This window comes from Tersicoccus phoenicis (assembly GCF_001968835.1).
GTDB lineage: Bacteria > Actinomycetota > Actinomycetes > Actinomycetales > Micrococcaceae > Tersicoccus > Tersicoccus phoenicis.
Map to the genome: position 1 here is coordinate 1 of NZ_MRDE01000049.1, position 21,334 is coordinate 21,334.

Consider the following 21,334-nt stretch of genomic DNA (forward strand, 5'->3'; position numbering starts at 1 on the left):
CGAACGGGCCGACAGAGGCCATCAACGGCCGACTCGAACACCTCCGCGGCTCCGCCCTCGGCTTCCGCAACCTCACCCACTACATCGCCCGATCTCTACTCGAGGCCGGCGGATTCAGACCCCGACTACACCCTCAACTGCGATGAGCCACTGAACCGACGGACTGAATCGACCGACGTGCTGAACGGGCCGTGTGGGGTGGCCGCTGCGGGACCGTTTGCGGCCGGGTCTGCTGCGGCTCAGCGCACCATCCGAACCGCGGAGACGGGATGCCCGGCGAGCCGATGCCGCATGGTGGCGCCGTCCCGGACGAACCCGTTGCGGCGGTAGAACGCCCGCGCCCGCGGATTGGGATCGGCCACTCACAGGAACGCCGGGGCGTCCCCTGATCAGGGCATCCAGCATGGCCTGACCGATTCCCGTGCCGTGGTGCTCGGCGAGGACGTAGCAGCCCTCCAGTTCCCGGGGCCGCGGCGAGTCCGCGTCGCGGCCGGGGCCGGTGGTCGTTGGCGGGCGTGGCGGGTGGGCGGCGCGTGGTCAGCCGAGCCAGGTGCCCGCGCGCATCACCCGGGTCGCGGCGAAGCCGGCGTCGGAGCCGGATCCCGGGCCGCCGCCCGGATCGATGCCCGAGCCACGGTCGAGGCCGGTGCCGAGGACGACGAGGTCCGCCCGGGCGCCGGGGACCAGCCGGCCCAGGTCGGCGCGGCCGAGCAGGTCCGCCGGTGTCGTCGTCGCCGCGCGGACCGCGCTCAGCAGGTCGATCCCGGCCTCCCGGACCACGAAGGCCACCGCCCGGTCCAGGGTCAGGGTGCTGCCCGCGATCGTGTCCGTACCGGCGACGCGGGCGACGCGATCGGTCACCTCCACGTCGAGCGGGCCGAGCCGGTAGGCACCGTCCGGGCCGCCCGCCGCCGCCATCGCGTCGGTGACCAGAGCGAAGCCACCGGCCGCGGCGGCCGCCGCGTGGGCGAGCATCGCCGGATGCACGTGCACGCCGTCGGCGATCAGCTCGACCACCGCCTCGGGCCGGTCCAGCAGCGCCAGGATCACACCGGGCTCCCGGTGGTGCAGGGGCCGTTCGCCGTTGAACAGGTGGGTACCCACGCGAGCCCCCGCGTCTACGGCGGCGTGCGCCTGCGCGAGGGTGGCGTCGGTGTGCCCCACGGCGGACAGCACCCCCGCCGCCGCGATGGTCCGGACGGCGTCGAGCCCGCCGGGCAGCTCGGGGGCCACCGTCACCATCCGCACGGCACCCTCCCGGCCGGTCGTGGGTCCCGCAGGGATCGTCAGCAGCCGGCGCACGTCCTCGAGGCGCGGCGCGGCCAGCAGGGCGGCGTCGTGGGCGCCGCGATGAGCAGGGGAGAGCCACGGCCCCTCCAGGTGCACGCCCAGCAGCTCCCCGGTCTCGACCAGGGCAGTGAGGGCGCGGATCTGTCGTTCCAGCCGGTCGACCGTGTCCGTGACCAGGCTCGCCAGCATCGACGTGGTGCCGTGCGCCCGGTGCGCCGCGATGGCGGTGCGGGCGGCGTCGGCGCCGTCGGTGTAGGCCGCGCCCCCGCCCCCGTGCTGGTGCAGGTCGACGAAGCCGGGAGCGAGGACGACGTCGCCGAGATCGTTTGCCCCACCGCCCGTCGCGGCGGGCGCCGGCCCCTCGTCCACGGCCGTGAGGAGGCCGTCCTCGACCCGGACCCACCCGGGAGTGAGCACGTCCGCACCGGTGACGACGCGGGCGGCGGCGAGGATCTGCGTCGCGGGAGCGGGGGTCGTCGTGCTCATCGCTGCCAGGCGGGCTTGCCGGCTCGGGTCTGCCGGTAGTACTCGGCCAGTTGCAGGCGGGAGGCGGAGGCGGAGTCGAGGATGACGGTCACGGCCGGGTGCATCTGCAGGACGGTAGCGGGCCACATCGCCGAGATCGAACCCTCGACCAGGTGGTGGACGGCCTCGGCCTTGGCCTGACCCGTGGCCACCAGGACGATCCGGCGGGCGGCCATGATGGTGGCGATGCCCTGGGTCAGGCAGTGCTGCGGCACGGCGTCGACGTCCCCGTCGAAGAAGCGGGCGTTGTCCTGCCGGGTCTGCCGGGTCAGGGTCTTGATCCGGGTGCGGGACCCGAGGGAGGAGCCGGGCTCGTTGAAGCCGATGTGCCCGTCGACCCCGATGCCGAGGATCTGCAGGTCCACGCCACCGGCATCGTCAATGGCGTCCTCGTAGGCGGCGCACGCGGCGGGGATGTCCTCGGCCAGGCCGTCGGGGCCATGCACCAGGGTCGGGTCCAGGTCGGTGCAGGCGACCAGGTCGCGGTCGATGACGTTGCGGTACCGCTGGGGGTGGTCGGCGGGCAGCCCGACGTACTCGTCCAGCATGAAGCCACGGACGCGGGCCAGGCTCAGGGTGCCGGCGGCGACCCGGTCGGCCAGGTCGGCGTAGATGCTCAGCGGGCTGGAGCCGGTGGCCAGACCGAGCACCGCCTCGGGGTTGCGGTGCACGAGTCGAGCGATCGCGTCGGCCGCGATCCGCCCGGGGTTCTCCTGCTCGGTGGTGATGATGACGTCCATGGCCTGCCTCGGTTCGGTCGTGACTGATCGTAGTGTGCGGCTCGGCGCTCGGCGGGAGCCGGGGTCGCCGCGGGCCGGGTTGTCTCGGGCCGGGCTCTCAGAGCGCGGCCGCGAACCAGCCCGTGATGGTGGTCGGGTGGGTGATGGCGGTGCCGACGACGACGGCGTGGGCGCCGGCGTCGCGGGCGGCCGTGGCCTGGGCGGGCGTGTGGATGCGGCCCTCCGCGATCAGCGGCACATCGGGCAGCCGGTCGGCGATCCGGGTGAGCAGGTCCAGGTCCGGTCCGTCGGTCTTCGGCCGGTCGCCGGTGTACCCGGCCAGGGTGGTGCCGATCAGGTCGGCCCCGGCGTCGGCGGCGGCGAGCGCATCGTCGACGCTGCCGCAGTCGGCCATCACCAGCGCCGGCTCGGCGCCGGTGTCGCCTGCGCCGGTGTCGCCGGCGTGCAGGGCCGCCACGGTGCCGGCCAGCGTCAACCCGTCCGGTCGGGTGCGGCGGGTGCCGTCGATCGCCACGATGCCGGCGCCGGCGGCGTGAACGGCCCGGGCGTGCCGCAGGGTGGGGGTGATGAAGACGCCGTCGGCGCCGACCTTCCACAGCCCGATCAGCGGCACGTCCGGCAGCCGTTCGGCGATCAGGGCGATGTCGGCCAGGCCCTGGGCGCGGATCCCGGCGGCACCGCCCTCGACCGCCGCCTGCGCGATCTGGGCCATCGTCTCCGGGTGGCGCATCGGCTCCCCGGGGTAGGCCTGGCACGAGACGATCAGGCGCCCGCGCAGCGCATCGATGACGGGGTGGGTGGGGGTGCTCATGGTCTCCTCAGGGGGTGGGCGCGGTCAGCAGGCTCGCGGCGCCGATCAGCGCGGCGCGCGGCCCGAGGGTGGCGGGGACGACGGGGCAGCCGGCGGCTGCGGGGATGGTCTCGGTGGCGACCGCGTCGCGCAGCCGGTCCCACCAGCGCGTTCCGGCCCGGGCGAGACCGCCGGTGACGACGACGACGTCGGGGTCCAGGGTGTTGATCCAGCCGCCGATCGCCCGGCCGAGCGCGACGGCGGAGGTCTCGAGGCAGGTGAGCGCCCACGGGTCTCCGGCTTCGGCGAGGCGGGCGACGTCGGCGCCCGAGCGCGGTCCCGGTGTCGGCGGCCGTCCCGCCGCACCGGCCCGGTAGCGATCGGCCAGGCCGGTGCCGGAGGCGACGCTCTCCAGGTGCCCGGTGCGGCCGCAGGAGCAGGGCAGGCCGGCGGCCTCGGGGGAGGGGACGTGGCCGAGGTGCCCGGCGACACCGCGGCCGCCGGTCAGCACGCGGCCGTCGAGGACCAGCGCGCCGCCGAGTCCGGTGCCGGCGGCGACGAGCAGGACCGCGGAGCCGCCGAGCCCGGCACCGTTCCTCGCCTCACCGAGGGCGTGGGCGTGCACGTCGTTGACGACGCGCACGGGCAGGCCGGTCGCGGCGGCGAGCCGGTCCGCCACGGGCGTGCCGGCCCAGCCGCGCACGTGATCCGTCGCGGCGGTCACGACGCCGGTGGCCGGGTCGATCACGCCGGCCGCACCGACGCCCAGGCCCACGGCGGGACTGCCCTCCGCCGCTGCGGCGGTCACGATCGGGGCGACGAGGGCGGACATGGCGGCCAGGATCGCCTCCGGTCCGGCGGTGGCCGGTGTCCCCACCGACGCCTCGTGCCGGATGCCGCCGTCGGGCCCGACCAGACCGGCGGCGATCTTGGTCCCGCCGAGGTCGAGCCCGATCACGGGACCGGGTCGGGCACCCTTCGTCATGCGCGCGGCCCCACCTCGTCGAGGATCTCCTTCACCCGCGCCACATCGGCGTCGCTGAACGCGTCGAACGGCTCGGGCAGCTGCCGGCTGCCGATCACACCGAGCAGTTCCAGGGCGGTCTTGAACGCGCCGACCCCGGCGCCCCAGCCGGTGGTGTCCCGGGCGACCAGGCAGATCTCCATCAGCCGGGCGAGCCGGTCCTGCTCCGTGCGCACCGCCTCCCAGTCGCCGGCCGTCGCCGCGCGGTGCAGCCGCACGTAGCCGGCCGGGTCGACGTTGCCCAGGCCCGGCACCACGCCGTCGGCGCCGGAGAGGTAGGCACCGTCGACGACGAACTCGTGACCGGTGAACACCGCCAGCGGGGAGCCGGCATCCCGGTTGAGCAGGGCCAGGCGGCGGAAGGAGATGTCGTCGCCCGAGGAGTCCTTCACGCCGGCGATCGCCCCCGCTGCGCCGAGCTCCACCAGCATCCGCGGGTCCAGTTTGGTGTGCACGCACACGGGAATGTCGTAGGCGAACACGGGCACCGCACTGTGTTCACCGAGGAGCTCGAAGTGCCGCCGCACCTGGGCGGGCGCGGTCACCGCGTAGAAGGGGGCGGTCGCCACCACGGCGTCGGCCCCGGCGTCGACCGCGGCGGCCACGTGCTCGAGCACCCGCGGGGTCTGCATGTCGATCACGCCGGCGATCACCGGCACCCGGCCGTCGACGATCCGCACCGCCTCGGCGAGGATCTGCGCCCGCATCGTGTCGGTGTGGAACGCCACCTCGCTGGTGGAGCCCAGCGGGAAGACCCCGTCCACGCCGGCCGCCAGCATCCGCTCGATCAACCGTTCGAACGAGGACACGTCCAGCGCGCGCTCGGGCGTCAGGGGGGTGACGAGCGGGGGGACGACGCCGGAGAGGCGGAGAGGGGTGTCGGTCACGATGGATACTCCTTCGGTACTGATGGTGTTGACGGTAGTGCTCACGTGCGCGCGGTGGTGCTGGTCGCGGTCGGGACGGCCTTGGGCACCACGTCCTGACTGTCCGAGCCCCACACGTGCTCGGGCCGGATCGCCCGCTGGGCCCGCAGCGGGGCGTTGATCGCCAGCAGGACGATGACGACGGCGGTGAGCCCGAAGGACAGCACCGCCAGGGCGGTGCCCAACGGCATCGTGCTGGCCAGCCCGGCACCGAGGACGGGGGCGACCGCACCACCGAGGGCACCGACGTTGTAGGTGAAGCCGAGGCCGGCGGCCCGCTTGTCCACGGAGAAGTAACCGCCGATCCACTTGGGCAGCAGCCCGGCGATCCCCTGGCCGAACACCTGCTGCAGGAAGAGCAGGGCGCCCAGGAGCAGGAGTTGGTTGCCGCCCATCAGGAAGACGGGGAAGACGAGCAGCTCGGAGATGATCAGGCTGGCCCAGTAGGCGCGGCGGGTACCGAAGCGGTCACCGGTGAACCCGGCGACGATGCAGCCGACCGCGGCGCCGAAGCCGGCGAAGAACAGCACGTCGGCCACCCGGCCCGGGTCCAGTCCCAGGTCGGTCTTCAGGTAGGTGGGCAGCAGTGCCTGGATGGGCCAGGAGTACAGGAACGCGGTGAACACCACGACCATCAGCGTGACGCCGGTGGGCCAGCGCGGGCCCTCGAACTGGATCATGAACCAGACGAACACGGCGGCACAGGCCAGGGCGCCGATGACGACGACGGCCGTGGGTGTGCCGGAGACGGAGAAGATCAGCAACAGCGCGATGATCGCGATCACGGTGACCGCGATGTTCAGAGGTGCGCGAGGACCCCGGTAGAGGGTGCTGAACATGTTCGCGGGTCGGACGCCGGAGGCCACGACCCGCTGCTGGGCAGCCGTCCAGTCCTCGGACTCGGGCAGCGACCGGCGCAGCCACAGCGCCACGGCGATGGGGATCAGACCGATCGCGAACAGCGCCCGCCAACCGAACTCGGGCACGATCACCCGGTAGACCTGCGCCGAGACGACGGTGCCGACGGAGAAGCCGCTGATCAGGAAGCCGGAGGCCTTGTTGCGCAGGTGTTCGGGCCAGGACTCGATCACGTACGTCGAGCTCGAACTGTACTCGCCGGCCATCCCCAGACCGATCAGCAGACGGGCCCCGAAGAGCACCCAGTAGGCCGGGGCGATGGCGCAGAGCACGGATCCGACGGAGAACAACACGATGCTGAGCACCATGGCGTTCCTGCGCCCGAACCGGTCCGCGAAGGCGCCGAGGGCGAGACCGCCGAACCAGCGGGAGATGAAGGCGGCGGACACCAGGGTGGCGCCCTGCACCGTGGAGAGTTGGAACTCCTTGATCACCTCGGTCAGCACGAGCGTGATGATCACGAAGTCGAACCCGTCGAGCAGGTAGCCCAGCCAGGCGGCGACGAACGCCTTCCACTGCCGGGGGGAGATGGCGCGATACCAGGCTCCGGAGGTCGCCGTTGAACTCATGAGGTCTCCTGAAGGAAAGGATGGATATCGGACATCAGACATCCGATGTCCGGTAGACTAGCCGAGCGGGCCGACCGAGGCAACAGGGAGTCGGCGCCCGGCGGTGCTCACCGGCCTGGTGTGCTCGCCCGGGACGGCGCGGCCGCGTCGATAGGGTGAAGGGCAGTGATGGCTCGACAGGGTCGGCCGGAGACGAGTTGGCTGGAGACGAGGGGACCGCGGATGGTGACGCAGTGGCCGACGGCCGACGACGACGCCGAGCGCGTCCCGTTGACGGTGGTGGACCGGATCAAGCGGTACATCCTGATCAACCGGCTCTCTCCGGGCGATCCGATGCCGACCGAGAACGAGCTCAGCGACCAGCTCGCCGTCAGCCGCTCCCGGATCCGGGAGGCGATGAAGACGCTCTCGGCGCTGGACATCGTCGAAGTCCGGCACGGGTACGGCACGTTCGTCGGTGCCATGTCACTGACGGGCCTGGCCGAGTCCCTCGCGTTCCGCGGCATGCTCACCTCTCACCGGGACAAGCACTTCCTGGCCGACCTGATCGACCTGCGCGAACTGCTCGAGGTCAACTGGGCCCCGCTCGTCGTCGAACGGCTCGACGCGGACACCGTCGCCGCGATGCGCGCCCTGGCCACCACCATGGTGGACCTCGCCGCGCAGGGGCGCGAGTTCCCCGTCGAGGATCGGCAGTTCCACCAGCTGCTCGTCGCGACCAGCGGGAACGCCCTGGTCGGGCAGTTGTTGGACGTGTTCTGGCAGGTGCACTCCCTGGTCAGCGAGACGCTCGGCCCGGCGAGCCTGCTGCCCGAGACAGCCCAGGCGCACCACGCGATCCTCGACGCCATCGAGTCCCGCTCCGCGGAGTCGCTCGAGGCGGCGATCCGCCGGCACTACGCGCCGATCCGGGAACGGATGCGCCGCGCCACCGACGGCCTGTGACGCCGCAAGGAACACCGCGGGCCGGTCCCGTGTTGGCCCCGACATGAGCACCGGAACCGTCAGCACCCAGATCCACCTCGCCTCCCGGCCCACCGGCTGGCCCACGGCGGAGAACTTCCGCACCGTCCGGGTCGACCTGCCGAACCTGGCACCCGGCCAGGTGCGGGTGGAGAACTCGCACATCTCCGTCGACCCCTACATGCGCGGCCGGATGAACGACGTGCGCAGCTACGTGCCGCCGTTCGCGGTCGGCGAGGTGATGACCGGGGGAGCGGTCGGCGAGGTGGTCGCCTCGGCCGCCGAGGAACTGCCGGTCGGAACCACGGTCCTGCACCAGCAGGGCTGGCGCGACGTCGCCCAGGGCGACGCCTCCGACTTCACCGCCGTCCAGCCCGTACCGGGCGTGCCCGCCTCGGCCTTCCTCGGTGTCCTGGGCATGACCGGCCTGACCGCGTGGGTGGGGCTGACCACCATCGCGTCGTTCCGGCCGGGGGACACGGTCTTCGTCTCCGGTGCCGCCGGCGCCGTCGGCTCCGTCGTCGGGCAGATCGCCCGGCTGCTGGGAGCGAAGCGGGTGATCGGCTCGGCCGGCTCGGCGGAGAAGGTCCGGCTGCTCACCGAGCGCTACGGTTTCGACGCGGCGTTCAACTACAAGGACGCTCCCGTTCGTGAGCAGCTGCCCGCCCACGCCCCGGACGGCGTCGACGTCTACTTCGACAACGTCGGCGGCGACCACCTCGAGGCCGCCCTGGACGTGATGAACGACGACGGTCGTGCCGCCCTCTGCGGGGCGATCTCCCAGTACAACGCCACCGGCGCGGCCCCGGGTCCGGACAACCTGGGCAATCTCGTCACCCGGCGGCTCACCCTGCGCGGATTCATCGTCGGCCATCACCTCGACCACGCCACCGAATACCGGGAGCGGATGGGCGCGTGGCTGCGGGACGGCGCCGTCGCCACGGACGAGACCGTGATCGAGGGCATCGACCACGCCGTCGACGGATTCCTGGCCATGATGCGCGGGGAGAACGTCGGGAAGATGCTGATCCGCACCCGTTAGCATCGGCCTATGGCACTGATCTACGACGCGGAACTGAAGCCCGGCAAGCTCGAGGCGGTGGCGCAGTGGCTGCCCCTGCAGGCGTGGTTCGACGGGGACACGGTTCCCGAGCTGCGCAAGGTGGCCGCCTACCGGTTCGACGACCCGGACGGGCAGGTGGGCATCGAGACGCTGCTGGTCAGCGCCGACCAGAGGCCGGTGCTGCAGGTACCCCTGACCTACCGAGCGGAGCCGCTGCCCGAGGGCGGCCCTGCGAGCCTGATCACCACCATGGAGCACTCGGTGTTGGGCACCCGGTACGTCTACGACGCCACCGGCGACCCGGTGTACGTGCGGGCCCTGGTCGCGGCGATCGTGCACGGCACCGGGCAGGCCGACCAGATCAAGGACGGCACCGACACCCCGCTGCCGCCGACCATGACCGTCCGCAGCGACGGCACCCTGCCCGGGCACACCGCGGCGGAGACCGACGACGCCGCGCAGACCCTCGACGTGCAGGCGGCCGAGATCGCCGGCGAGACCACCGTGATCGATGCGGGCGTCTTCAGCGTGACCGTGCAGCACGTGCTCGACGAGATCGCCGACGCGGATGTCACCGCCGGTCAGGCCCGGCTGCTCGGCTCCTGGCCGGGCCACGACGAGCCGGTCGTGCTCGCCGCTCTGGCGTGAGCACCGAATCCGGGCGGGTCGCCGGTTCTGGGCCGACGGCCTCTCGCCCGGCTGGTTCTCGGCCGGCGGCCCGTGCGTGCCCCTGCGGGTCCGGGGCCGGTTACACCGAATGCTGCGGGCCGCTGCACGACGGCGGCAGCGCCCCCACCGCGGAGGCGCTGATGCGGTCCCGGTACAGCGCGTACGCCCTCGGGCTGGACGCGTACCTGCGTGACTCGTGGCATCCCAGCACCCGACCCCTGGCGATCGAACTGGACGACGGCACCCAGTGGCGCCGCCTGCAGATCGTCGACGTCGACCGGGGCGGCGCGGACGACGACGTCGGCGTCGTCGAGTACCGCGCCGGATACCGCAACCCCCGGGGCGCGGCCGTACTGCACGAGCGGTCCCGCTTCCGCCGCGAGAACGGCCGCTGGCTCTACGTCGACGGCGACATGCTCACCTGATCACCCGCCCACCGGCCGAAGCCTTCGGCTGAACCCCTCGGCCGACGCTCACCATCCGACATCGGCTTCGGCACCTACGCGCTGCGTGGCCAGAGCGGTGCTGACGCCGTCGGCACGGCCCTGGACACCGGGTACCGGCTGCTCGACTCGGCGTTCAACTACGAGAACCTGGCCCGCCCCGGCGGTCGGCTCGAGGACCAGGACCCGGCCGTCTACGAGAAGTTCTGAGCCCGAGCGGATCCGTGACTTAGCGGTTCCCTCCCGAGCGGATCCGTGACTTAGCGGTTCCCTCCCGAGCGGATCCGTGACTTAGCGGCTCCCTCCCGAGCGGATCCGTGACTTAGCGGTTCCCTCCCGAGCGGATCCGTGACTTAGCGGTTCCCTCCCGAGACCGTTGCTCTTTGAGCACCCTTTTCGGGCGCACACCGCTAGGTCAGCGCACGGGGCGTCAGCGCCACCTGCGACGCTGGCCTAAAAGCCGCCGGACGCCGGAGCGTCACGCCCCGGCCTCGGGCCTGACTTAGCGGTTCCCTCCCGAGCTCGCCCCTGACTTAGCGGTTCCCTCCCGAATCAGGGGCTCTTTGAGCAGGGATTTCGACCGGAACCCGCTGACTCAGCATTCAGGCGGCCCAGGCCACGCCTCTCGTTCGTCGGCCTCTGACGCAGCGGCGGGCCGTCTGACGCCGGAACCGTCACGCGCCGACGTACGCCGCCAAGTGCTTGCCGGTCAGCGTCGTCCGCTCGGCGACGAGGTCCGCCGGGGTGCCCTCGAACACCACCCGACCGCCGTCGTGCCCGGCGCCCGGACCGAGGTCGATGATCCAGTCCGCGTGCGCCATCACCGCCTGGTGGTGCTCGATCACGATCACCGACTTCCCGGCGTCGACCAGGCGGTCCAGCAGGCCGAGCAGGTTCTCGACGTCGGCCAGGTGCAGGCCCGTGGTGGGCTCGTCCAGGACGTACACCTCGCCCTTGTCGCCCATCTGGACGGCCAGCTTGAGGCGCTGTCGCTCGCCACCGGAGAGCGTGGACAGGGCCTGGCCGAGCTTGACATACCCGAGCCCGACGTCGGCGAGCCGGGCCAGGATCTTCTCGGCCGCCGGGATCCGGGCGTCCCCGGCGCCGAAGAAGGCCAGCGCCTCGTCCACCGACATGTCGAGCACCTCGACGATGTTGGCCCCGCCGAGGGTGTACTCCAGCACGGCATCCTGGAAGCGGCGGCCCTCGCACTCCTCGCACGGGGTCTCGACGGTGTCCATCACCCCGAGCTCGGTGAAGATCACGCCGGCGCCCTTGCAGGAGGGGCAGGCGCCCTCGGAGTTCGCACTGAACAGCGCCGGCTTGACCCCGTTGGCCTTGGCGAAGGCCTTGCGGATCGGCTCGAGCAGTCCCGTGTAGGTCGCGGGGTTGCTCCGCCGCGACCCCTTGATGGCGCCCTGATCGACGACCACGACGTCGTCGCGATCGGCCAGCGCCCCGTGGATCAGCGAACTCTTCCCCGAGCCGGCGACGCCGGTGACCACACACAGCACGCCCAGCGGGACGTCCACGTCGACGTCCTTGAGGTTGTGGGTGGTGGCTCCGCGGATCTCGATGGCGCCGGTGGACGGCCTGGTGTTCTCCACGAGACCTGCCCGGTCGTCGAGGTGTCGCCCGGTGACCGTGTCGCTGGCGCGCAGCCCCTCGACGTCACCCTCGAAGCACACGGTGCCGCCCTGCGCCCCGGCGCCCGGGCCGAGGTCGACGACGTGGTCGGCGATGGCGATCGTCTCCGGCTTGTGCTCGACGACCAGCACGGTGTTGCCCTTGTCCCGCAGCTGACGCAGCAGCGCGTTCATCCGCTCGATGTCGTGCGGGTGCAAGCCGATGGTCGGCTCGTCGAAGACGTAGGTGACGTCGGTCAACGAGCTGCCGAGATGGCGGATCATCTTGGTCCGCTGGGCCTCACCACCGCTCAGTGTCCCCGCGGGCCGGTCCAGGCTGAGGTAGCCGAGGCCGATCTCCACGAAGCTGTCGAGCAGGTGCTGCAACCCCGCCAGCAGCGGCGCCACGGACGGCGCCCTGAGATCGCGCACCCAGCCCGCGAGGTCGCTGATCTGCAGGGCGCACACGTCGGCGATGCTCCTCCCGGCGATCTTCGAGGACCGGGCTTCGGCCGTGAGGCGAGTGCCGTCGCAACTGGTGCAGGTGCCGAAGGTGACGGCCCGCTCGACGAAGCGGCGTACGTGCGGCTGCATCGCTTCCACGTCCTTGGACAGCATCGACTTCTGGATCCGCGGGATCACACCCTCGAAGGTCAGGTTCACCCCCTCGACCTTGAGCTTGGTCGGCTCGGCGTACAGCATCGTGTCGAGTTGCTTCTTCGTGAACGAGCCGATCGGCTTGTCCATGGGCAGGCCCATCCCCTCGAAGAGCCGGCCGTACCACCCGTCCATGCTGTAGCCGGGCACGGTGAGGCCACCGTCGGAGAGCGATTTCTCCGCGTCGTACAACGCCGTCAGCTCGAAGGCGGAGACCTGGCCCATGCCCTCGCAGGCGGGGCACATGCCCCCGAGGTAGACGGCGTCCTTGACCACCTTCTTCTCCACCCGGCCGCCCTTCTCGGTGCTCATGACGCCACCGGCGCGTCGGGTCGGCACGTTGAAGGAGTACGCCGTGGGCGGGCCGACGTGCGGCGTCCCGAGCCGGCTGAACAGGATCCGCAGCAGGGCGTTGGCGTCGGTGGCGGTGCCGACCGTCGAGCGCGGGTTGGCACCCATCCGCTCCTGGTCGACGATGATCGCGGTGGTCAGCCCCTCCAGTCGGTCCACCTCGGGCCGGGCGAGGTTGGGCATGAAGCCCTGGACGAAGGCGCTGTACGTCTCGTTGATCAGGCGCTGGGACTCGGCCGCGATGGTCGCGAACACGAGCGAGCTCTTGCCGGAGCCGGAGACACCGGTGAACACGGTGAGGCGCCGCTTGGGCAGGTCGAGGCTGACATCCTTGAGGTTGTTCTCCCGAGCGCCACGAACCCGGATGGTGTCATGCGTGTCGGCTGCGTGTGGGCCGGCGTCCGTGCTCGTCGTGGTGGCGCTGGTCATCGTCTCTCCTTGGTCGGGGAACGCCGGGTGGGGTCGGGTCCAGTATTGCCGCCCGCCGCCGGACCGTCACCGTGCAGCCGAAGCGTGCGTATTCGCGTGAGTCCGTCAGTTGCGCCCGCCGCCCCGCGTGAGCCCGCCGGTTGCGCCCGCCGCCATACCGCTGAGTTAGCGGTTCCCGCTCGAACCCAATACTCAAAGAGCCTCGAGCTCGGGCGGAACCAACTAACTCGGCGGGGGGTGGGGGGTTCGGGCGTGAGTCCGTCAGTTGCCCGCCAAGGGATTGTCGAGGACCGGGGCGCGAGGAGGAACTGGTGGACTCAGCGAGTCACCTCGCGTACGTCCACGCCTCCGGACCGCAGCAGCGCCGTCATGCGACGATGCGCGTCATCATTCGTCCGCTGCCACTCGACGACGGGGATGCCCTGTCCTCCGGTCAGCCGACGCTGACCGATCATCCCTTTCCGTACGGGGCGTTCGACGGCGTCCTTTCCTGGTACTCGACCATTCATACCCCGGACGCCGAGCTGCCACGGGTGCTGGCACAGGTGCGCCGCATCGTGAAGCCGGGCGGCCACGTCCTGCTCGCCTTCCAGGCCGGGTCGGGCGTGGTGGAGGTGTCGGGCGCCTACCGGCAGCGTGGCCTCGACATCACCCTGTACCGGCACGATCGCAGCGTTGACGCCGTGGCTGCTGCGATGGGCGCCGCCGGACTGGTCGAGGTTGGCCGGCTGGAGCGAGCCGCTGTCTCGCACGAGAGGACGGCGCAGGCCGTCGTCATCGCGCGGCGCCCGGTCGAGTCAGCGAGCTCGGCAGAAGCCGAACGTCTCGACCTGCAGCACTGAGTTAGCCGTTCACGCCCGCGCAGGGTACTCAAAGAGCCCTCATTTCGGGCGGAACCGGCTAACTCAGCGTGGGGCCGTGCGCCTTGCACGGCACGAGCGCACGGCGCAGACGAACCTCACTCCTCGTCACGGATGGCGGCGCCCGACGCCGGCGAGGAGCGCCCGGTAGCCCTCCCGGTACGACGGGTACGCCGGCGACCAGCCGGTGGAGCGGAGCTGGGCGTTGGAGAGGCGCTTGCCGGTGTCGGCCATCGGTGGCGGCGCGGTGTCGACGTCGCCGGAGGGCGCAACGGCGCCGAACCGCGAGTTCGGCTTCACGTCGCCGGGGCGACCGGACCCAACAGGACCGGTCAGCGAAGGATCCGCGTCGTCGCTCGTGTGGGAGACCCCGAGCTCCCCGGCGAGGAAGTCGAGCACGTCGCTCTCCCGGGCGGGCTCGTCGTCCACGCCGTGGTAGATCGGCGCCGGAGCTGCGAGCGTGGCCAGCCGGACGATGGCGGCCGCGGCGTCGTCCCGGTGGATCCGGTTCGTCCAGTGCGACGCCCGGCCGGTGTCCCCGGCCCGCACACGATCGATCAGCCGGGTCCGACCCGGACCGTAGATCCCCGCCAGCCGGAGCACGACGCCGTCGGGCCGGGCCAGGACCAGCCGCTCCGCCTCCGCGAGCGCCGACGCGGTTTCGCTCGTCGGCTCCGCAGGGGCGGACTCGTCCAGCTCGGCCCCGTGGTCCGATCCGAGCACCGACGTCGACGACACGAACACCACCCGTGGACGCGCGCCCGCACGATCCACCGCGGCCAGTGCCGCCCGCGTCCCATCGACGTACGTGGCCCGGTACCCCGCGGCGTCGCGGGAACTCGGGGTGAGGCTGACGACGACGACGCCGGTCCCCGGGTCCACGACAGGAAGAACGCCCGGTCCGCTGCCGAACGGACCGCCAGCTGAGTCAGCGGACGGACCGACGACGCCGGTCCCCGGATCCAGCGCAGGCAGACCGCCCGCCGATTCCGAGGACAGGCGGGCGGCCGCGACGACGTCCGCCGCCACCCCGTGCAGGGCGGCGGGCAGCGCCTCGGGGCGGCGTCGCCACCCGGTCACCCGGTGCCCGGCCGCGGCGAACCGCAGCCCGGCCTCCGTACCGAGGTCACCGCACCCGACGATCAGCACGGGCACCGGGTGAGCGCTCGTGGACGCGTTGCCCGAGGAGACGGCCGCAGGGAGTGTCATGCCCCCGATCATGCCAGCGGGAACCGCCGCACCGTGCCGGGAGGCCGGCCCGCCGTTGCTACGCTGGACGACGGCGGGTTGCGGCGTCGTGTGTCGTGAACCGTGACGCCGACAATCGCAAGGAGAACCCGTGGCCCAGCACAACCCGTCCGCCCTCGAGTCGCAGCACACCGAGGAGGTCGTGGTCACCACGGACACCACCGGGACGGAGCTGTTCGCCGACCGGCGTGACGTCGTCGTCATGCGCGTCAACGGGGAACTGACGGACCTCGCCACCCCCGTGAAGAACGGCGACGTCGTCATCCCCGTCACCATCGACTCCCCGGACGGCCTGAACGTGCTGCGCCACTCCACCGCCCACGTGATGGCTCAGGCCGTGCAGCAGCTGCGGCCCGACGCCGAGCTCGGCATCGGCCCGCACATCACCGACGGCTTCTACTTCGACTTCGACGTCGTCGAGCCCTTCACCCCCGAGGATCTGAAGACCCTCGAGAAGATGATGCTCAAGATCGTCAACGCGAGCCAGCTGTTCGTGCGCCGGGAGGTCGACGACGACGACGCTCGCGCCGAGATGGCCGACGAGCCGTACAAGCTCGAGCTGATCGGGCTGAAGTCCAACGCGGAGGGAGCCGCGGAGGGTGCCGCGCAGGAGGTCGGTGCCGGTGGGCTGACCATCTACGACAACGTGGACCGCAAGTCCGGCGATACCGTCTGGAAGGACTTGTGCCGCGGCCCGCACCTGCCGAACACGAAGCTGATCGGCAACGCCTACGCCCTGACCCGTAGCGCCGCCGCGTACTGGCGGGGCAACGAGAACAACAAGCAGCTGCAGCGCATCTACGGGACCGCGTGGGCGTCCAAGGACGAGCTGAAGGCCTATCAGGAGCGGCTCGCCGAGGCCGAGCGGCGGGATCACCGCAAGCTCGGCCGTGAACTGGACCTGTTCTCCTTCCCGGACGAGCTCGGCTCCGGCCTGCCGGTGTTCCACCCGCGCGGCGGCATCATCAAGCGCGAGATGGAGGACTACGTCCGGGACCGGCACGTCGCGGCCGGTTTCGAGTACGTGGGCACCCCGCACATCTCCAAGGAGGGGCTCTTCCACACCTCGGGTCACCTGCCGTACTACGCGGAGACCATGTTCCCGCCGCTGCACGTGGACGAGGAGCGCGACGCGGACGGCAACGTCACCAAGCCGGGCCAGGAGTACCGGCTCAAGGCGATGAACTGCCCGATGCACAACCTCATCTACCGGTCCCGCGGCCGGTCCTACCGGGAGCTGCCGCTGCGCCTGTTCGAGTTCGGCCACGTCTACCGGTACGAGAAGTCCGGTGTGGTGCACGGCCTGACCCGCGTCCGCGGCTTCGCCCAGGACGACTCCCATTCCTACGTCACCGAGGAGCAGGCCCCGGACGAGATCCGCCACCTGCTCGACTTCGTCCTCGGCCTGCTGCGGGACTTCGGCCTGAACGACTTCCACCTCGAGCTCTCCACCCGGGACCCGGAGTCGAGCAAGTTCATCGGCTCGGACGAGCAGTGGGAGCAGGCCACCCAGGTGCTCGCCGACGTGTGCGCCGAGACCGGCCTGGAACTGGTGCCGGATCCGGGCGGGGCCGCCTACTACGGTCCGAAGGTCTCGGTCCAGGCCCGCGACGCCATCGGCCGCACCTGGCAGATGTCGACCATCCAGTACGACTTCAACCAGCCCGAGCGGTTCGGTCTCGAGTACCAGGCCGCCGACGGCACCCGCAAGCAGCCGGTGATGATCCACTCGGCGAAGTTCGGCTCCATCGAACGGTTCCTGGGCGTGCTGACCGAGCACTACGCCGGGGCGTTCCCCGCGTGGCTGGCCCCGGTGCAGGTGATCGCCATCCCCGTCGCCGAGGCGTTCGCCGACTACCTGGCCGACGTCGTCGGCCGCCTGAAGAAGCAGGGCATCCGGGCCCGGCTCGACGACGGCACCGACCGGTTCCCCAAGAAGATCCGCACCGCCGCCAAGGAGAAGGTGCCCTTCGTGCTGATCGCCGGCGGGGAGGACGCCGAGGCCGGCGCCGTGTCGTTCCGGTATCGGGACGGCAGCCAGGAGAACGGGGTGCCGATCGAGGAGGCGATCGAGAAGATCGTCGCGACCGTGCGCGACCGGGTCAACGCATGAACGGTCACGACGTCGACGCCGCCGCCGAGGCCGCCGGGGTCACCGACGACTTCGAGCTGGCCGGGGTGCCCGACGCGTTCCAGCGCCTGTGGACCCCGCACCGGCTCGCCTACATCACGGGAGAGGAGAAGCCGGCGGACACGGGCTGCCCGTTCTGCAACGGTCCGGCCCGCAGCGACGAGGAGTCCCTGATCGTGCACCGCGGGCAGACCTGTTACGTGGTGCTCAACCTCTACCCGTACAACCCGGGTCACGTGCTCGTGAACCCGTACCGGCACGTGGCGGACCTGTCGGAACTGACCGGTGACGAGCTCGTCGAGCTGATGACCCTGACCCGGACCGCCGTCGAGGTGATCCGGCACGTAGCGCATCCGTCGGCGTTCAACGTAGGGCTGAACCTCGGAGAGGTGGCCGGGGGCAGCCTCGCTGCGCACCTGCACCAGCACGTCGTCCCACGCTGGGCCGGCGACGGGAACTTCATGCCGATCATCGCCCAGACCAAAGCCATCACGCAGACCCTCGGGGAGCAGTGGGCGCAGTTGCACGGGGCGTGGGACGACGTCGTGGCGGCCGCGTCCGCGACGGCCGGCGCACCTGCCCGCGCGACCGGCGACGCTGTCCCCGGTGACGCGGCACGCAACACAGCGGCACCCGACAACAGCCGAGTCTGACCGTGCTGAACAAGTACGCCCGGTCCTTCTTCGCGCGGCTGTTCATGCCGCTGGCGCAGTTCCTGCTCCGCCGGAACGTCTCCCCGGACACGGTCACGGTCGTCGGGGCGGCCGGTGTCAGCGCCGCAGCGCTCGTGTTCTACCCGATGGGACAGCTGTTCTGGGGCTCGATCGCGGTCACCGCGTTCGTCTTCTCCGACATCGTCGACGGGCTGATGGCCCGCGCCCTGGACCGGCGCAGCGAGTGGGGCGCTTTCCTCGACTCCACCCTGGACCGGGTGGCCGACGCGGCGGTCTTCGCCGGCGTCGTGATCTGGTACTTCACCGGTGGAGCGAACCCGGCGATCGCCGTCGCGGCCCTGTTCTGCCTGATCCTGGGCAGCCTCGTCCCCTATGCCCGGGCCCGCGCTGAGGCGATCGGCGCGACCGCCGACGTCGGGATCGCCGAGCGCAGTGAGCGGCTCGTCGCCGTGCTGGTGTTCACCGGTTTCACCGGGCTGGGCCTGCCGCCGGTGTTCCTGCTGGTCGTGCTGGTGCTGTTGGGGCTCGCCTCCGCGGCCACGGTGGGCCAGCGCATCCTCGCCGTCCGGCGCCAGACCGTCGGGTGACGGATTACGGCGCACGGAGGAAGCGCGAGCCGGAGCGGGCCACCGATATGACCGTGGACCGGTGCCCGGCGCGCATCGCGGGGGCCCGGTGCCCTACGCTCGTTCCGGCGTCCGGGGTGACCACCGGCGGCCATCAGCCAGTACCGAGCCAGTGATCGAGTCGAAGGAACGAACCGTCGTGACGAGTGAGACCACTTCCACCCCCGTGACCGGATCCGACCGCGTCAAGCGCGGCATGGCCGAGATGCTCAAGGGCGGCGTCATCATGGACGTCGTCACCGCCGAGCAGGCCCGGATCGCCGAGGACGCCGGCGCGGTGGCCGTGATGGCGCTCGAGAGGGTGCCCGCCGACATCCGTGCCCAGGGCGGCGTGTCCCGGATGAGCGACCCGGACATGATCGACTCCATCGTCGCGGCCGTCTCCATCCCCGTGATGGCCAAGGCGCGGATCGGCCACTTCGTCGAGGCGCAGGTGCTGCAGTCCCTCGGTGTCGACTACATCGACGAGTCCGAGGTCCTCACCCCGGCGGACTACACGAACCACATCGACAAATGGAAGTTCACCGTTCCCTTCGTCTGCGGTGCCACCAACCTGGGCGAGGCCCTGCGCCGGATCACCGAAGGCGCGGCCATGATCCGTTCCAAGGGCGAGGCCGGTACCGGCGACGTCTCCAATGCCACCACCCACATGCGCGCCATCCGCGCGGAGATCAACCGGCTGCGCACGATGGCGCCGGATGAGTTGTACGTCGCCGCCAAGGAACTGCAGGCTCCGTACGACCTGGTCAAGGAGATCGCCGAGACCGGCAAGCTCCCGGTGGTGCTCTTCACCGCGGGCGGCATCGCCACGCCGGCCGACGCGGCCATGATGATGCAGCTCGGCGCCGACGGCGTGTTCGTCGGGTCCGGGATCTTCAAGTCCGGCAATCCCGAGCAGCGGGCCCGGGCGATCGTCAAGGCCACCACCTTCCACGACGACCCGGCCGTCATCGCCGACGTCTCCCGTGGCCTCGGCGAGGCGATGGTCGGCATCAACGTCGCCGACGTCCCGCAGCCGCACCGGCTGGCCGAGCGCGGCTGGTAGAGGCGATTCGCGGTCGCGCCGTCTGTGTCGGTGGCGTGACTCCAGGTGCGCAGCGTCGTTGCCTGCAGAGTGCTTGTAGCATGCATGCATGACGCATCTGCAGATCCGTGACGTTCCGGATGACGTTCGGGTCGTCCTCGCCGAGCGCGCGCGGGAGCGTGGGCAGTCGCTGAACATGTACCTGCGGGAGGTCGTTGTCCGGGAGGCGTCGTTCGCAGCGAACCGTGTGCTGATCGATGACGTCGTCGCCCGTCGCGGTCGGTCAAGCTTCACGGCCGAAGACGTCCTCGCGGCGCGGGACGCCGGACGCGACCGACGATGATCGTTCTCGATGCTTCAGTCGCCGTCCTGTTGTTCGGTGACCCGATTCGGGACTCGCGTGTCACCGAAGCGATCGGAGTGCTGCGGAATGATCCGAACTGGTTGGTCCCAGAACACTGGAGGATCGAGTTTCTCAGTACCGTCCGTGGGTTGGCGATCGGTGGAAAGATCGATCCCGTCGATGCCGACGAGGCAGTGCGATGGCTCTCGGCGGCGACCGTCGCGGTTGCGCCGACGGGTCCGCACGTGTCTCGAATCTGGGAACTGCGCGCCAACCTCTCGGCTTATGACGCCGGCTACGTCGCGGTTGCCGAGTCACACGACCTGACGCTGGTCACCGCCGATGTGCGGATCGTGAAAGCTGGCGTCGCCCGGTCTCCCGTTCGCGTGATCCGGTGATGGCTCGGGGTTCCGCTTCGGTTGAAGGCGCTGGATCCGGGGTAGAAAGAGTTATACCATCGAGTCCATGAAGACAGCGATCAGCCTCCCGGACCACGCTGCAGAGCGCTTCGATCGCGTCGCACACAAGCACGGGATGACGCGGTCGGAGTTCTACCGGCGCGCTGCAGAGCAGTATGCGGACGAGTTGGCCGATGTAGATCTGACGGCGCAGATCGACGACGCCATCGACGCCGTCGGGCAGCCCGGCGAGGAGTCCACCGAGCTGCGTCGCACCGCGAACGCTCGTCTGGCCGAGGTGTCGGACGAGTGGTGATCCGGCGCGGAGAGGTGTGCTGGGTCGACTTCGGTAAACCCAGCGGCAGTGCTCCCGCCAAGCGGCGACCGGCCGTCATCGTGCAGTCCGACCGCTACAACTCGTCGCGAATATCCACGGTGGTCGTTCTGCCGATCACCTCCAACACTGCGCTGGCAAGGCACCCAGGCCACGTGTTCGTCCCAGCGCTGGTGTCCGGCTTGCCGAAGGACTCGGTCGTCAACGTCTCGCAGCCGATGACCGTCGACCGCTCCGACCTCGATGGCACTGGCGTAGAGCTGCCTGGCGGCCTGATGGACGCCGTCGACGCGGGGCTCAGGCGGGTGGTGGACCTGTGACGGCGACCGGATCCGTCACGGCCAGGCCCAGGTGCTCGGCGGCGGCCTTCATCGTCGAGTCGTGCGTCGCCACGGTGACCGGCTCCCCGATCAGGAGCGCCGTCGCCAGGTGCAGGGCGTCGAGGGTCTTCACGTGCCGCTCGATGGATTCGGCGACGGTGTACGTCTCCCGGCTGATCTCCAGCATGCCGACGCGGTCGAGCAGCGGCGTCCCGTCGACGAGCGGCCTGCCGTCACGCCGCAGCACTCGGATCACCTCGGCACGCAGGAGACGGGACGAGACGAAGGCTATCGTCTCCAGCGACATCCAGGCCTGCAGTCGTTCGCGCTCCGGGACGTCCACGATCGTGCGGAGAGCCACCGAGGAGTCGAGATAGACGACGCGTGACGACAC

Annotated in this window: 23 protein-coding genes; 14 read left to right on the forward strand and 9 right to left on the reverse strand. The window is 71.1% G+C overall.

Going from position 1 to position 21,334, the window contains the following annotated elements; all coding sequences use genetic code 11:
• Positions 1 to 146: transposase (locus BKD30_RS07565; protein WP_143588110.1), on the forward strand; the 146-nt coding region annotated here is incomplete at its 5' end.
• Between the two features lie 391 nt (positions 147 to 537).
• Here BKD30_RS07565 and BKD30_RS07570 read toward each other — a convergent pair.
• The 6 genes from BKD30_RS07570 to BKD30_RS07595 form a co-directional block, all read right to left on the reverse strand.
• Positions 538 to 1,776 (reverse strand): N-acetylglucosamine-6-phosphate deacetylase, encoded by a 1,239-nt coding sequence (locus BKD30_RS07570; protein ID WP_076703695.1) that lies wholly within the window; start codon positions 1,774 to 1,776, stop codon positions 538 to 540.
• Entirely contained in the window at positions 1,773 to 2,555 is a 783-nt protein-coding gene (gene nagB, locus BKD30_RS07575) for a glucosamine-6-phosphate deaminase (protein WP_076703697.1), read from the reverse strand. Before nagB ends, BKD30_RS07570 begins: the two co-directional genes overlap by 4 nt.
• A 97-nt stretch (positions 2,556 to 2,652) precedes the next feature.
• Positions 2,653 to 3,366, reverse strand: coding sequence for an N-acetylmannosamine-6-phosphate 2-epimerase (locus tag BKD30_RS07580; RefSeq protein WP_076703699.1), 714 nt, complete (start codon positions 3,364 to 3,366; stop codon positions 2,653 to 2,655).
• 7 nt (positions 3,367 to 3,373) lie between these two features.
• The gene (locus tag BKD30_RS07585) at positions 3,374 to 4,330 is read right to left on the reverse strand and encodes an ROK family protein (protein ID WP_076703701.1); all 957 of its coding nucleotides are present in this window, start codon (positions 4,328 to 4,330) and stop codon (positions 3,374 to 3,376) included.
• The gene (locus tag BKD30_RS07590; protein WP_143588111.1) at positions 4,327 to 5,256 is read right to left on the reverse strand and encodes a dihydrodipicolinate synthase family protein; all 930 of its coding nucleotides are present in this window, start codon (positions 5,254 to 5,256) and stop codon (positions 4,327 to 4,329) included. The genes BKD30_RS07585 and BKD30_RS07590 overlap by 4 nt, the downstream gene beginning before the upstream one ends.
• A gap of 41 nt (positions 5,257 to 5,297) precedes the next feature.
• A complete protein-coding gene (locus BKD30_RS07595) occupies positions 5,298 to 6,782 on the reverse strand; it encodes an MFS transporter (RefSeq protein ID WP_076703703.1) in 1,485 nt (494 codons plus the stop codon).
• Positions 6,783 to 6,950: 168 nt separating this feature from the next.
• Between BKD30_RS07595 and BKD30_RS07600 the strand changes: the two genes are divergently transcribed.
• From BKD30_RS07600 to BKD30_RS16695, 4 genes are read left to right on the forward strand one after another with little or no spacing between them, the layout of a single operon-like run.
• On the forward strand, positions 6,951 to 7,727 hold the full coding sequence (locus BKD30_RS07600; protein WP_235861558.1) for a FadR/GntR family transcriptional regulator: 777 nt from the start codon (positions 6,951 to 6,953) through the stop codon (positions 7,725 to 7,727).
• Positions 7,728 to 7,770: 43 nt separating this feature from the next.
• Positions 7,771 to 8,787 carry an NADP-dependent oxidoreductase gene (locus tag BKD30_RS07605; protein ID WP_076703707.1) on the forward strand — a complete coding sequence of 339 codons (1,017 nt, stop codon included), beginning with the start codon at positions 7,771 to 7,773 and terminating at the stop codon, positions 8,785 to 8,787.
• 9 nt (positions 8,788 to 8,796) lie between these two features.
• Positions 8,797 to 9,456, forward strand: coding sequence for a CG0192-related protein (locus BKD30_RS07610; RefSeq protein WP_076703709.1), 660 nt, complete (start codon positions 8,797 to 8,799; stop codon positions 9,454 to 9,456).
• Entirely contained in the window at positions 9,453 to 9,902 is a 450-nt protein-coding gene (locus tag BKD30_RS16695) for a YchJ family protein (protein ID WP_076703711.1), read from the forward strand. Before BKD30_RS07610 ends, BKD30_RS16695 begins: the two co-directional genes overlap by 4 nt.
• Before the next feature lie 692 nt (positions 9,903 to 10,594).
• Here BKD30_RS16695 and BKD30_RS07620 read toward each other — a convergent pair.
• Entirely contained in the window at positions 10,595 to 12,982 is a 2,388-nt protein-coding gene (locus BKD30_RS07620) for an ATP-binding cassette domain-containing protein (RefSeq protein ID WP_076703713.1), read from the reverse strand.
• A 311-nt stretch (positions 12,983 to 13,293) separates the two neighbouring features.
• Here BKD30_RS07620 and BKD30_RS07625 point away from each other — a divergent pair, with 311 nt between their 5' ends.
• Complete coding sequence (locus BKD30_RS07625; protein WP_076703714.1) at positions 13,294 to 13,824, forward strand: class I SAM-dependent methyltransferase; 531 nt, start codon at positions 13,294 to 13,296, stop codon at positions 13,822 to 13,824.
• A 126-nt stretch (positions 13,825 to 13,950) separates the two neighbouring features.
• Here the strand turns inward: BKD30_RS07625 and BKD30_RS07630 are convergent, their stop codons facing one another.
• Positions 13,951 to 15,051, reverse strand: a complete 1,101-nt coding sequence (locus tag BKD30_RS07630; protein WP_218189276.1) for an NAD-dependent epimerase/dehydratase family protein — start codon at positions 15,049 to 15,051, stop codon at positions 13,951 to 13,953.
• Between the two features lie 130 nt (positions 15,052 to 15,181).
• Between BKD30_RS07630 and thrS the strand changes: the two genes are divergently transcribed.
• From thrS to BKD30_RS07670, 8 genes are all read left to right on the forward strand, one after another.
• On the forward strand, positions 15,182 to 17,203 hold the full coding sequence (gene thrS, locus BKD30_RS07635; protein WP_076703716.1) for a threonine--tRNA ligase: 2,022 nt from the start codon (positions 15,182 to 15,184) through the stop codon (positions 17,201 to 17,203).
• Positions 17,200 to 17,874: an HIT family protein gene (locus BKD30_RS07640; RefSeq protein WP_083956123.1), complete on the forward strand. Its 675-nt coding sequence runs from the start codon at positions 17,200 to 17,202 to the stop codon at positions 17,872 to 17,874. The genes thrS and BKD30_RS07640 overlap by 4 nt, the downstream gene beginning before the upstream one ends.
• A gap of 2 nt (positions 17,875 to 17,876) precedes the next feature.
• Positions 17,877 to 18,482, forward strand: a complete 606-nt coding sequence (pgsA, locus tag BKD30_RS07645; RefSeq protein ID WP_076703718.1) for a phosphatidylinositol phosphate synthase — start codon at positions 17,877 to 17,879, stop codon at positions 18,480 to 18,482.
• Between the two features lie 178 nt (positions 18,483 to 18,660).
• Positions 18,661 to 19,566, forward strand: a complete 906-nt coding sequence (gene pdxS / locus BKD30_RS07650; RefSeq protein WP_173893063.1) for a pyridoxal 5'-phosphate synthase lyase subunit PdxS — start codon at positions 18,661 to 18,663, stop codon at positions 19,564 to 19,566.
• Positions 19,567 to 19,654: 88 nt separating this feature from the next.
• Positions 19,655 to 19,888, forward strand: a complete 234-nt coding sequence (locus tag BKD30_RS07655) for a hypothetical protein (RefSeq protein WP_076703720.1) — start codon at positions 19,655 to 19,657, stop codon at positions 19,886 to 19,888.
• Positions 19,885 to 20,286 carry a type II toxin-antitoxin system VapC family toxin gene (locus BKD30_RS07660; protein ID WP_076703722.1) on the forward strand — a complete coding sequence of 134 codons (402 nt, stop codon included), beginning with the start codon at positions 19,885 to 19,887 and terminating at the stop codon, positions 20,284 to 20,286. The genes BKD30_RS07655 and BKD30_RS07660 overlap by 4 nt, the downstream gene beginning before the upstream one ends.
• Before the next feature lie 67 nt (positions 20,287 to 20,353).
• Positions 20,354 to 20,602, forward strand: coding sequence for a ribbon-helix-helix domain-containing protein (locus BKD30_RS07665; protein ID WP_076703724.1), 249 nt, complete (start codon positions 20,354 to 20,356; stop codon positions 20,600 to 20,602).
• Entirely contained in the window at positions 20,596 to 20,940 is a 345-nt protein-coding gene (locus tag BKD30_RS07670) for a type II toxin-antitoxin system PemK/MazF family toxin (protein WP_076703726.1), read from the forward strand. The genes BKD30_RS07665 and BKD30_RS07670 overlap by 7 nt, the downstream gene beginning before the upstream one ends.
• On the opposite strand, the gene BKD30_RS07675 is transcribed toward BKD30_RS07670, so the two are convergent.
• On the reverse strand, positions 20,918 to 21,334 hold the full coding sequence (locus tag BKD30_RS07675; RefSeq protein WP_076703728.1) for a type II toxin-antitoxin system VapC family toxin: 417 nt from the start codon (positions 21,332 to 21,334) through the stop codon (positions 20,918 to 20,920). The genes BKD30_RS07670 and BKD30_RS07675 overlap by 23 nt on opposite strands.

Excerpts from the sequence above, each read along its gene's own strand:
- BKD30_RS07570 (WP_076703695.1), bottom strand. The coding sequence starts at position 1,776 with ATGAGCACGACGACCCCCGCTCCCGCGACGCAGATCCTCGCCGCCGCC.
- nagB (WP_076703697.1), bottom strand. The coding sequence starts at position 2,555 with ATGGACGTCATCATCACCACCGAGCAGGAGAACCCCGGGCGGATCGCG.
- BKD30_RS07580 (WP_076703699.1), bottom strand. The coding sequence starts at position 3,366 with ATGAGCACCCCCACCCACCCCGTCATCGATGCGCTGCGCGGGCGCCTG.
- BKD30_RS07585 (WP_076703701.1), bottom strand. The coding sequence starts at position 4,330 with ATGACGAAGGGTGCCCGACCCGGTCCCGTGATCGGGCTCGACCTCGGC.
- BKD30_RS07595 (WP_076703703.1), bottom strand. The coding sequence starts at position 6,782 with ATGAGTTCAACGGCGACCTCCGGAGCCTGGTATCGCGCCATCTCCCCC.
- BKD30_RS07600 (WP_235861558.1), top strand. The coding sequence starts at position 6,951 with ATGGCTCGACAGGGTCGGCCGGAGACGAGTTGGCTGGAGACGAGGGGA.
- BKD30_RS07605 (WP_076703707.1), top strand. The coding sequence starts at position 7,771 with ATGAGCACCGGAACCGTCAGCACCCAGATCCACCTCGCCTCCCGGCCC.
- BKD30_RS07610 (WP_076703709.1), top strand. The coding sequence starts at position 8,797 with ATGGCACTGATCTACGACGCGGAACTGAAGCCCGGCAAGCTCGAGGCG.
- BKD30_RS07620 (WP_076703713.1), bottom strand. The coding sequence starts at position 12,982 with ATGACCAGCGCCACCACGACGAGCACGGACGCCGGCCCACACGCAGCC.
- BKD30_RS07630 (WP_218189276.1), bottom strand. The coding sequence starts at position 15,051 with ATGACACTCCCTGCGGCCGTCTCCTCGGGCAACGCGTCCACGAGCGCT.
- BKD30_RS07640 (WP_083956123.1), top strand. The coding sequence starts at position 17,200 with ATGAACGGTCACGACGTCGACGCCGCCGCCGAGGCCGCCGGGGTCACC.
- BKD30_RS07655 (WP_076703720.1), top strand. The coding sequence starts at position 19,655 with ATGACGCATCTGCAGATCCGTGACGTTCCGGATGACGTTCGGGTCGTC.
- BKD30_RS07660 (WP_076703722.1), top strand. The coding sequence starts at position 19,885 with ATGATCGTTCTCGATGCTTCAGTCGCCGTCCTGTTGTTCGGTGACCCG.
- BKD30_RS07665 (WP_076703724.1), top strand. The coding sequence starts at position 20,354 with ATGAAGACAGCGATCAGCCTCCCGGACCACGCTGCAGAGCGCTTCGAT.